The organism is Gemmatimonadota bacterium (assembly GCA_009841265.1).
Lineage (GTDB): Bacteria > JAAXHH01 > JAAXHH01 > JAAXHH01 > JAAXHH01 > JAAXHH01.
Map to the genome: position 1 here is coordinate 411,058 of VXMB01000007.1, position 10,589 is coordinate 421,646.

The 10,589-nt window shown below is 62.6% G+C and carries 9 protein-coding genes; 3 read left to right on the forward strand and 6 right to left on the reverse strand.

The annotated features are described in order from the left end of the window. Positions 1-99: 99 nt before the first annotated feature. The gene (locus F4X08_03555) at positions 100-786 is read right to left on the reverse strand and encodes a 7-carboxy-7-deazaguanine synthase QueE (protein MYD24875.1); all 687 of its coding nucleotides are present in this window, start codon (positions 784-786) and stop codon (positions 100-102) included. Between the two features lie 254 nt (positions 787-1,040). Here F4X08_03555 and F4X08_03560 point away from each other — a divergent pair, with 254 nt between their 5' ends. Continuing rightward, positions 1,041-2,231, forward strand: coding sequence for a GNAT family N-acetyltransferase (locus tag F4X08_03560; GenBank protein MYD24876.1), 1,191 nt, complete (start codon positions 1,041-1,043; stop codon positions 2,229-2,231). 132 nt (positions 2,232-2,363) lie between these two features. On the opposite strand, the gene F4X08_03565 is transcribed toward F4X08_03560, so the two are convergent. From F4X08_03565 to F4X08_03580, 4 genes are all read right to left on the reverse strand, one after another. Further along, positions 2,364-4,247 (reverse strand): CocE/NonD family hydrolase, encoded by a 1,884-nt coding sequence (locus F4X08_03565; protein MYD24877.1) that lies wholly within the window; start codon positions 4,245-4,247, stop codon positions 2,364-2,366. A gap of 75 nt (positions 4,248-4,322) precedes the next feature. Beyond that, positions 4,323-4,769, reverse strand: a complete 447-nt coding sequence (locus F4X08_03570) for a J domain-containing protein (GenBank protein MYD24878.1) — start codon at positions 4,767-4,769, stop codon at positions 4,323-4,325. A 53-nt stretch (positions 4,770-4,822) separates the two neighbouring features. Then, complete coding sequence (locus tag F4X08_03575) at positions 4,823-5,494, reverse strand: HAD-IA family hydrolase (protein MYD24879.1); 672 nt, start codon at positions 5,492-5,494, stop codon at positions 4,823-4,825. Between the two features lie 24 nt (positions 5,495-5,518). Beyond that, positions 5,519-7,006, reverse strand: a complete 1,488-nt coding sequence (locus F4X08_03580) for an IMP dehydrogenase (protein MYD24880.1) — start codon at positions 7,004-7,006, stop codon at positions 5,519-5,521. A 220-nt stretch (positions 7,007-7,226) separates the two neighbouring features. Here F4X08_03580 and F4X08_03585 point away from each other — a divergent pair, with 220 nt between their 5' ends. Both F4X08_03585 and F4X08_03590 read left to right on the forward strand, forming a co-directional pair. Continuing rightward, entirely contained in the window at positions 7,227-8,168 is a 942-nt protein-coding gene (locus F4X08_03585) for a LysR family transcriptional regulator (GenBank protein ID MYD24881.1), read from the forward strand. A gap of 573 nt (positions 8,169-8,741) precedes the next feature. Further along, positions 8,742-9,320 carry a hypothetical protein gene (locus F4X08_03590; GenBank protein MYD24882.1) on the forward strand — a complete coding sequence of 193 codons (579 nt, stop codon included), beginning with the start codon at positions 8,742-8,744 and terminating at the stop codon, positions 9,318-9,320. 24 nt (positions 9,321-9,344) lie between these two features. On the opposite strand, the gene F4X08_03595 is transcribed toward F4X08_03590, so the two are convergent. Further along, positions 9,345-10,532: a phosphoglycerate kinase gene (locus F4X08_03595; protein MYD24883.1), complete on the reverse strand. Its 1,188-nt coding sequence runs from the start codon at positions 10,530-10,532 to the stop codon at positions 9,345-9,347. Between the last annotated feature and the right edge of the window lie 57 nt (positions 10,533-10,589).

Consider the following 10,589-nt stretch of genomic DNA (forward strand, 5'->3'; position numbering starts at 1 on the left):
ACGGCTCAAGATATGGTGCAGACAGCCCGCGGACAAGCGAGAAATAGGCTGGCGTCCATGTCGCGGACGGCCCGTGGACAAGCGGGAAACAGGCTGGCGTCAGGTCCCGCGGGTGTCCCCGTAGAGGTCGATATGAACCCGCGGGCAGTACCGGAAGCCGCGGGATTTGCAGGCCTCGGCGACCCACGCGCCGCGGCTGCTCAACTCCCCGGCCGTCCGCCCCTGGGGCATGAGGAGCACCCGGTTCCGGTCCACGTCGTCCAGGTCCGCGAGTAGTGATTCGACTTCGTCCAGGTCTTCCTGGCGGTCGACCACGAACTTCAACTGATAGGGGTAGGCCGCCATGAACCGACCGAGGACGGGCAGGTTGATCCGCAGTTTTACGTGGTTCGGGGCATACTTCCCATCTTCTTCGATCCAGGGCGTTGAATTGGACAGCTTGGGGCTGAGGGAGGCCAGGTCGCAGCGCAGGTCGGCGTACACGGTGCCGGCCGTCTCGATGGTGACGTGATATCCCTCGTCGCAAAGTCTCTCGGTCAGTTCGGGCAGATCCTTCATGAGAAGCGGTTCGCCGCCCGTGATCACCGCGTGACGGGAGGGAAAACCGGCGATATCCACCATGATCTCGTCCACGGACCGCTCCACGCCTTCGGGCGACCACGACGTGTACGGCGTGTCGCACCAGCGGCACCGCAGGTTGCATCCCGAAGTACGGATGAAGACGGAGGGGACGCCGGTCAGCAGGCCCTCGCCCTGAATGGAATGAAAGATCTCGGAAATGTACATGGTCTGTATGCCGCGTCCTAACGCCGCCCCGTGCCTGTACGTCGCCCCGTGCTTGACACCCCTTTCTATCGGGAATATATAAAGCGTGGACCGGTTTTCAAAGTGCCGCGAAGGACCCGCGGCCGACTCGCGACGACACCGCGACGGGCGCATTGAAAGATCCGCGGTAGCCCGCGACGGGACTGAGACGGTCCGCGACGGGCGCCATGCCCAAGTAAAGTATCGTACAAAGTAATAGTGACAGGAGTCAGCCGATGGAAGGCCCGAGGGGATTGAAGGCGACGGAGTTCGATTCGCTCTGCACCCTGATCAATACCGTCTTCCGCGGCGACGGCGTGGGACGCATGGAGGCGCAGTATCCGTTGCTTTTTACGCCGGAGAACTACGATGAACTATTCGTCATAGTCGACGAGGGCGTTGTGGTCTCCCATGTGGGCGCGTTGACGCGGGACATCTCTGTGCTCGGATGCCGGATGTCCACGATGAGCATCGGCGCGGTGGCGACCTATGAATCCCATCGGGGACGGGGACTGGCGACGCAGTTGATGGAGGAGGCGGTCCGGAAGGCCGTCGCACAGGACGCCGTGCTCATGCCCATATCGGGAGGCAGGGGGCTTTATACGCGCCTCGGTGCGAAGCGCATCGGGCAGTACGCCCTTTATACCGTTCCCCGGGACACGCTGCCCATCGGCGATGGCCCGGGTGATGGCCCGGGCGCGGGCGAAACGGGCGCGGATGAAACGGCCGTGGGCGAAACGGACATCCAACGAGCGGGCCCCGAGGACCTGCACGAAATGACCCGGTTGTACGCGGAAGAGCCCAGCCGATACGTGCGATCGACGGCCGATCTGCGGATGGCGGTCGACGCCGCATGGATCTGCGACCGCGACGGGGAGACCGTGGCGATCCGCGAGGAAGGGCGTCTGATGGCCTACGCGGGCATCCAGAAACGCCGGCCCGACCGGGAAGACGAAGCCCGCAGGGCCAGGCTGGCCGAGATCGCGGGCTCGCGGTCCGCACTGTTGCGCGCGCTGCCTTGCCTGTACGACCGCTACGATGTGGATTACCTCGAAATCGTGACCACGGCGTCAGACATCGAACTGGCCTTCCTGCTCCGGCCCCACGGCGTGATCGCGGTGCCCCAGGGATTCACGGGTACGGTGCTTGTCCTTCAACCGGAACGGCTGCTGCAGGTATTCGAGGATTACATCGCGGATGTGCTGGGCCCGGACGTATTGACGTGGGACGCCGTAGCGGACTCGGTGGTATTTCGATGCGGAGGCAAGTACCATGCCGTCGCCACAAGCGACCTTGGCGCCCTCGTCTTCGGCGTGTTACCGCCCGATGAGGATCCCATCGAGACGATTCCGCCTGGCCTGCTCAGGACCGCGCTGGAGAGTGTATTCCCCGTCCAGCTACCATGGTACGGCTTCAATTTCGTCTGACGGGGCGCGCAGTACGGTGCGCGCTTATCTACTGCCCGCGTCGGGTGGTGCTCGACCATCGCCGGACCGCTTTTTCCGCGCCGCCCTCACCGCCGCCCTCACCGCCGCCCTCACCGCCAGCCCGGGGACCCATCACTCCAGCAGCTTCATCTTCAGGTGGGTAGGCGCGCTCCGAGAGAAGTACACCCGGTGCGTGGCCGTCTGGTAGTCCTCTTCTTTTGCTTCGTAGATACTCGGTACCCAGGTCTGGGGATTGCGGTCCACCATGGGGAACCAGCTGCTCTGCACCTGCACCATCATGCGGTGCCCCGCCTTGAAGGTGTGGGCGACGTCCTGCATGTCGAATACGATACGCGTGACGCTGCCCGGCCGCATGGGCTCGGGATGGGTGAAACTGTTTCGGTACCGGCCCCGCATGACCTCGCCCCGCACCATGAGCTGGAAACCTCCCATCTTCACATTCATGGGGTTCTCGCCCACGTAGCTCGCCGTATCGGGATATACGTCGATCAGCTTGACGACGAAATCCGCGTCCTCCCCCGTCGTGGTCACGTACAGGTTGGCGAACAGATCGCCCGTCACGGTGACGTCCTCCTCCAGCACATCGGACTCGAAGACCAGCACGTCGGTCCGTGTTGCGGCGAACCGCTGGTCCTGGATGAGGTACCGGTCGTCGCGGTTGATGACGACCTGGGAGGTGTGGGGCACGGGTTTCGCGGGATCGCTGACGTATTCGGCGTGGTCGTCCGCGCCCATCGGCCGGTCGAAGGACAGGCCGCCGCCGGGCGCCAGGTAGAGGTTCGCTTCGCGTGCCTCCCGGGGCGGCCAGCGGTCGAAGGCGTGCCACTCGTTCGAACCCGTGACGAAGATGCTGGCTTCAGGCAGCTGCGGATCGAGACCGTCCTTCAGATAGTGGTTGAAGATGGGCAGTTCGATGGCTTCCCGGTAGTGCGCCGCCGTGGGCTGTTCGAAATAGATGTCCTGGTACCGCAGGCCGCTGCCCCGCGCCCACCCGCCGTGCCACCACGGACCCATGACGAGGTGGTTCACGAGGCCCGGGTTGTTGTTTTCCACGGCGGCGTACGTCTTCAGCGGGCCGTACAGGTCCTGGGCGTCGAAGAACCCGCCCACCACGAGCACCGCCGGCTTCACGTCTTTCAGGTGGGGCAGCGGCGTGCGGGCCTGCCAGAATTCGTCGTAGTCCGGATGCTCCATCATGGCGTTCCAGATCTTGTTCTCCCCGTGCAGGTATTTCTCGTTTATGTTGGACAGGGGCCCGAGATCCAGGTACCACTGGTAGCCGTCCGGCGTGCCGTAATCGCGGAACCCCGTGGCCCGCCGGGTCGTGGGCGCGGGACGCGGCTGGCCGTAGAAGGACAGGAAACTGAAGCTGGCCTGCAGCTGGAACGCGCCGTTGTGGTGGCGGTCGTCGCCGATCCACCAGTCGGTCACCGGCGCCTGGGGCGAAACGATCTTCACGGCGGGATGGGCGTCGATCAGGGCGTGGGTGGCGTAGAAACCCGGCGCCGATATGCCCCAAACGCCCACGCGGCCGTTGTGATTGGGCACGTTTTCAAGCAGCCAGGAGACCGTATCGTAGGTATCGGTGCTCTCGTCGATGTCGGCGTCCGACGTCTTGTCCGGGTTATGAGGGCGCACGGCCTCGAATTCCCCTTCCGACATCATGCGGCCGCGCACGTCCTGGTAGACGATGATGTACCCGTCGCGTGCGAACAGCATGGACGGGCCGATCTGCGTCCTGTACGCCGCCCCGTAGGGCGCCACGCTGTAGGGCGTGCGCTGCAGCAGGATGGGATAGGTCCGTGCATCGTCCTTCGGCACGTAGATGGAAGTGAACAGCCTCGCCCCGTCGCGCATAGGCACGTAGCGCTCCATCTTGTCATAGTGCTCCACGATGTACCGTGCGTCGGCGTTGGACTGGCCGAGGACCGTTGCGGGCAGAAGGAGAAGGATCAGCATCCCGAAGAGTAAGACGGGACAGGGTACGGTTTTCATGAGGAAAACTCCTGCAGAAATCATGAAATCAGTTAAACTGGGACACCGGGAATATGGACGGTTTCGGCGGGAAGATCAAGGACGGCCCTTGTCCGTCAGCCGCTCGTAGGCGTCCACGACCTCGATGAAGGCGTCGTGGTCGCCGCCGTGGTCGGGGTGGTGGACCTGGGCCAGTTCCCGGTACCGCCGCTTGATGTCCTGGAAAGTCGCGTAGGGCGGCAAGCCGAGGAGGGACAGCAGTCCCGGGTCGTAGGCGTCGGCCATGGAAAGGCCGTGTTCCTTGAAATACTGGAAGTAAACGCGGTAGAAGAAGCCCTCGTAGACCTTCTTGATCTCCTCGTGATCCATATTCGCCAGCCGGTTCAGGGAATAGGCTACCCGGCCATCGTCCGCGGTCCGCGTGGAGAAGAATGCATCCCAGACCAGCGCCTGGTGTTCCTCCCGCGGGCGGGTCCTGAACCGGATGCGGCACTCGGTCTGCTTGAGCTGACGCAGCTTGCGTTTCAGCTGGGGAATGGTCATGGCGTGGTCCGGGAATGAACGCTGCGACAGGCGCGAAAGGGGTCAGGTGTGTGTTAATTCAACATGGACGGCAGGCTTTCGATCGACTCCGCCCGGGGCAGGGGATGATCCCAGGGCCATGCCACTTCCTGCCGCAGATACCAGGCCGCCTGGATCGCCGTCATACCGGCGGCTGCCGCGCCGCGCAGTTCGTCAAAGCCACCATCTCCGACGAAATATGCATCGGACGGCCGGACACCCATGCGCGCGCAGGCGAGATCGTAGATCTTCCTGTCCGGTTTCATCATTCCGACTTCACAGGAGAAAACGACTTCGTCCACGTGATCCCGAAGCGGACAGGCGTTCCATGCCAGCGCTTCCCAGGGCATGGCGTTGCTGATGATTCCGATGCCGAGCCCGCGGGCCCTGACGTTGTCCAGCATCTCCAACACTCCGGGATCCACTTCGGATATGACCCGGCTCTTCCACTGTTCGTACTCCCGGGCGATTTCGCCAAGTCTCCGGTCCGAGACCGGCGAGCCGACTTCATCCCGCATGTGCAGGAACTTGGCGAGGCAGTTCGAAAACTCGCCGGTCATCACACGCTCGCCGAAATCCTCCCACCACTGCACCACCCGGTCCCGCGAGGTGCGCAGTTTCACGTAGTTCGGGGATCTCGACTGGAAAGCGCTTTTTGTCTTCTCGGTGATCAGCGTTTCGAATAAATCGAAGAAAACGACTTTCATCGCACCTCGTTTTCAGGTGATCTATCAGGTGATCCCGAACTCCTGTATGGACTGGATGGCGGACATGTCGTGCACGCCGCTGTCGTCGAGGGACACGTTGGACTGCAGTTCCAGGACGGCGTCCCGGTGCAGCGCCTCGATGGTGGCGCATCCCGCCGTGGCCATGCCCGACTTGAGCATCTGTATGACGATGGGCAGTTTGTCGTAGACCGACCCCGCGTGGGGCACCTGGCCCACGATGCCTTCCTCGAAAAAGGTGCTGGCGAGCTGCGCGTAGCGCCGGTTGTTGAAGGCTTTCCGGCTGCCTTCCATCCAGTATTCCTTGACCAGGTCCCCGGCCGCGTTGCGGACCAGTTCGCCGTGGCTCTCGGTGAACCGCGCCAGGAGATTGCCCATCATGAGCGTGTCGGCGCCCAGCGACAGCGCGACGAGCATGTCCGCGGGACCCTGGATGCTGCCGTCCGCCACGAGGGGCAGATAGTCGCCCGAGTTCTCTGCCCACGCGTCGCGGGCCGCGGCGACTTCCTGTATGGAGGTGGCCTGGCCGCGGCCGGTGGCCTTCACCATCTGCGTCGTGCAGCCCGATGCGATGCCCATGCCGATCTTGACGGCGTCCGCGCCGCTGGCGGCCAGGTAGTCGAACCCCTCCCGCGTCACCACGTTCCCGGCGATCACCGGGATGTCGTAGTGGGACTTGATCCATTTCAAAGTCTCGCCCTGGTACTCGGTATGGCCGTCGGAGGCGTCGATGACGATCACGTCGGCCTGGTGCTCGACCAGTGCCTCCACCCGTTCCCTGTCCTCGGGATGGGTCGATACGGCGGCGCCGACCACGAGGCGCTTCTGGGCGTCTTCCGTGGAATGGGGATGGCGGATATGCTTGTCGAGGTCCCGCTTGAACACCACCGACACCAGCGTCCCTTCGGAGGAAACCATGGGCAGAAACCCGCGGCCGTACTCGATCATCCGCGTGTTCGCCGTCTTCAGGTCGTCCTCCTCGGCGCCGGTCTGCACGTCGGTCTTCATGCGGTCGCCCACCCGGAGACCATGATCGTACCGCTCGTCGAAGTCCTTGTCCGTGATCACGCCCACCAGCTTGCCGTGGAAGACGCCGGTATCCGTCACCGGGAAGGTGTGGTAGCCGGTATCGTTCATGATGCCGATCACCTCGCCGATGGACTGTTCCGGCGACAGCGTGACGATATCGGTCTGAAACCCGGCCTTGAACCGCTTCACCGCGTCGATCTTTCCGCACTGTTCCTCGATGGTCTGGCTCACGGCGAACACGCCCATGCCGCCCAGCTGGGCCATGGCGATGGCCATCTCCACGCTGGTGACCGCCTGCATGGCCGCGCTGAGGAAAGGCGTGCGCAGCGCCAGGTAGCCGTCCCCCTGCCGGCAGAGGCGCGTCTCCAGGGACGCGAGCTGGGCGTTCGCGTCGGCCTGCGTCAGGCGTGGCAGAAGGCGGTATTCCTTGAGACTGTGAGAAACGGTAGAGGCTATCTGCGCCATTTATGCCCTCCGAGGGAAACCGTTTGAGGATCCATTTCCCCGTTCGGAATCCCGGTACGGTGATCCGAGGTTGTGCTGATCCGTTTTCGCGTCAATCGACGGCTCGAGATTCGAGTCTATCAATATACATCATCCCGCCGATTTTGCCTTGACATAATACCGGCTCAGATATATTAGTCAAATTAATAATTTAAATACGCGCTATTACGTGGACAAATAAATGAACCTGTCCTACGATCAAGCCGTCGCCTTTCATGCCGTGGCACGTCACGGAAGCTTTTCTCTGGCGGCAAAAGCCCTCTTCCGGTCCCAGTCCGCCGTGAGCATCCAGGTGGCCAAGCTCGAGGGCGAAATCGGCCAGCCGCTCTTCCACCGGACGACCCGGCATCTCGCCCTCACCGAGGCCGGCAAGGTGCTGCTCAAGTACGTGAGCGAGATGGAAGGGCTGATGAAAGAGGCCGTGCAGGAACTGGAAGACCTGGACAGGCTCGAGGCCGGCCGTCTCGTGCTCTGCACGTCCGACACCACGGGTTGCTACCGCCTGCCGGCCATCCTCAAATCCTTCCAGGACCGCTATCCCGGCATCGACATTGTCGTGAAGAACGCCACGTCGCTGCGGACCATCCAGGCCGTGGTGGACGGCGAGGTGGATCTCGGCGTGGTCACGCTGGCCTACCTGCCCCGGGAGATCGAGACGATCCCGCTGTTCTCCCGCCACGACGTGCTGATCACGCCGCCGGACCATCCCCTGGCGAAGCGTCGGACGGTGCATCTCAAGGACATGGAGCAGTATCCGCTGATCCTGCTCGACCAGCACTGCGCCTCGCGGCGGCTGATCGACGATCTGTGCGAGAAATCGCGGGTACAGCTCGACGTCGCCATGGAGCTCAGTTCGATCGAGGTCATCAAGCACTTCGTGCGGATTGAAGCGGGCCTGTCCATCGTTCCCTCCATAGCCATCCAGGAGGAACTGGAAAACGGCACGCTCGCGCAGGTCACGATCGGGGATTTCCGAAACCGTCCCCGCCAGAAAATGGGGGCGATCTACCTCAAGGGGCGGTACCTTTCCAAGGCGGCCCGCAGCTTCCTGGAGGCCCTGCAGTCATACTTCAGGCCGGGACGCAGGAAGATCGAGGAGGGCCGGGGCAAGCCGGCGGCCTGATCGGGCGGACAGTTTCGGTGGCTCATCGGTAGCCCGATCGGGGTCGAAACCGGAAACTTCCCGTGCCCCACAGCGTCTAACCAATGTGAGTGCTCAGAAGCTAGAATTTAACGTACAGTATCTGCCACGCTTTGAAATTAACGAGGATGACAAGCGGTCGTACTGCGGGAAGGTCGGCTGATTTTGATCCAGACGGTTACGAACGATCTGTTGTTGTTGATTCAGCCACACCTGGCCCCTCTACTCGCCATTTGCGGAATCCTGATAATCTGCTACGGGCTTTTTCGATTGGCACGCTCCCCACGCCGTGGCGGCGGCAGCGCGACCATTTTCTTCGTGGGTACGACCGACGCACTACGGAACATGGACCAGCGCACGGCGGCCGAGATCATCGTACGCCAACAGACCGGAGACCGTTTGAAGGAAGTAGAACGAGGCGGGGCGTGCAAGTAGATAGGACCTGGAGGCGGCGGAAGGAAACTCGCCCCAATCATCCGATTCACCTGGTGGGGTATTGAGGATAAGAGTAAATTCGATATAGGTTTACAAGAAGTCACATTCTGGAGGTGCAACATGTCTCATCCCGGCACCCAACGTATCACCGTCTTTGCAGTCATGGCGACCTTCGTTCTGCTTACCGTAGTCGGATGCGCCGCCCGCAAGCCAGCCCTGGTGGAATCCAAGGATCTGGTCGCGGTGACGGTCATGCCGGCCGGCCCCAACAACTGGCGGTACACCATCGAGACGAAAAACGCCGAGTACCTTACGAGCGTGGAGTTCATCTCCCCGGACCTGGAGAGCTGCAAGGTGCTCGCACTGCCCGAGGAAATCAAAATCACACAGCAGACCACGCCCGATGGCATCAAAGTAAACCTGTGGGGAAGCATCTATGGCGAACGGTACACCCAGTTCCGCAGCCTGCAGCTGGTTCTGACCAGCGATCAGCCTAGAAGTCGGGGTGAGATAGACATCCGCGTTACCGATTTTCGAGGAAACACCACGACGATTGAATCTATTGCGGGGCCGGTCGCCGCCAGGATAGGCACGCCACGATACGCATGGCAACGTGCCTGGCGGTCTTACGAGGTTATGCCCCAGCATTTCGGCCGGTTTCCGGATAACCTCGGGGGCATCAGTTTTATAGGGAATTGATGCTTGCTGTCGGTGACGGGAGTATCAACCCACTTCCAGTACACTAACCCCTGGCAGCACCTTGCCTTCCAGCAGTTCAAGCGAAGCACCGCCACCGGTTGATACGTGGCTCATGCGCCCGGCTAGACCGAGGGCGTTGACGGCCGCGGCCGTATCACCGCCGCCGATGATGGACACGGCTCCCCGGCCGGTTGCCTCCGCGATTGCTTGGGCGACCTCTTGTGTGCCCTCCGCGAACGCCTCGATCTCGAAGACGCCCATGGGGCCGTTCCACAGTATGGTACCCGCTTCGCCAATGGTCTCGACAAATTGACGTCGGGTTACCGGCCCGATATCGAGGCCCATCGAACCGTCGGGGACCTGGTCGACATGAAGCGCAGTCTCACCGGAGTCGATTGAGTCGGCGACAACATGGTCCACGGGCAGCAGGATCGGTTTGCCCAGGTCGGCGGATCGGTCCAGGATCTCCGACGCGAAACCCAGTCGATCATCCTCCAGCAGGCTCCTTCCAATGGCCTCGCCCCGGCTGGCGAGAAAGGTATAGGCCATGCCGCCCCCGATGATCAGGGCGTCGGCGATCTCGATGAACCGGCGTGTCGCCCCGATCTTGTCCGACACCTTGGCCCCGCCGAGCATAACAACCAGCTTCCCTTTCGGGTTTTCGATCGCTCCGGAGAGGTAGTCCAGTTCCTTCTGCATGAGGAATCCGGCCGCGCGTTCGGGCAGCAGTCGCGCAACGCCTTCGGTGGATGCGTGGGCGCGGTGGGCCGTTCCGAAGGCGTCGTTCACGTAGGCGTCCCCCAGCGCAGCCAGTTCGCGGGCGAAGTCCGGATCGTTCCGGGTCTCCCCGTCGTTAAACCGGACGTTCTCCAGCAGGAGGCATTCGCCGTTCGCCAGGTCTGCTGCGGCACGTTCCGCGACCGGTCCAACCGTCTCTCGCACGTAGCCTATCGGTTGGCTCAGGAGTCCGGACAACCGGTCCGCCACCAGCCGTAACCGCAGGTTCTCCGTAATCCCATTTGGCCGTCCCAGATGGGTCATCAGGATGGCCCGGCCACCATGGTCCAGGATATGCCGCAGCGTGGGGAGCGACGCCCGGATGCGCGTGTCGTCGGTGATGCTGCCCACTTCGTCGAGCGGCACGTTGTAATCCACGCGCACGAGTACGCGCTGGCCGCGCAGTTCGAGATCGGTGAGGGAGCGGACGCTCATGGACAGGACCCATCAAAGGCCTTGCTGGGCGGGCAATAGCGTGAGATCGTGGAGTGT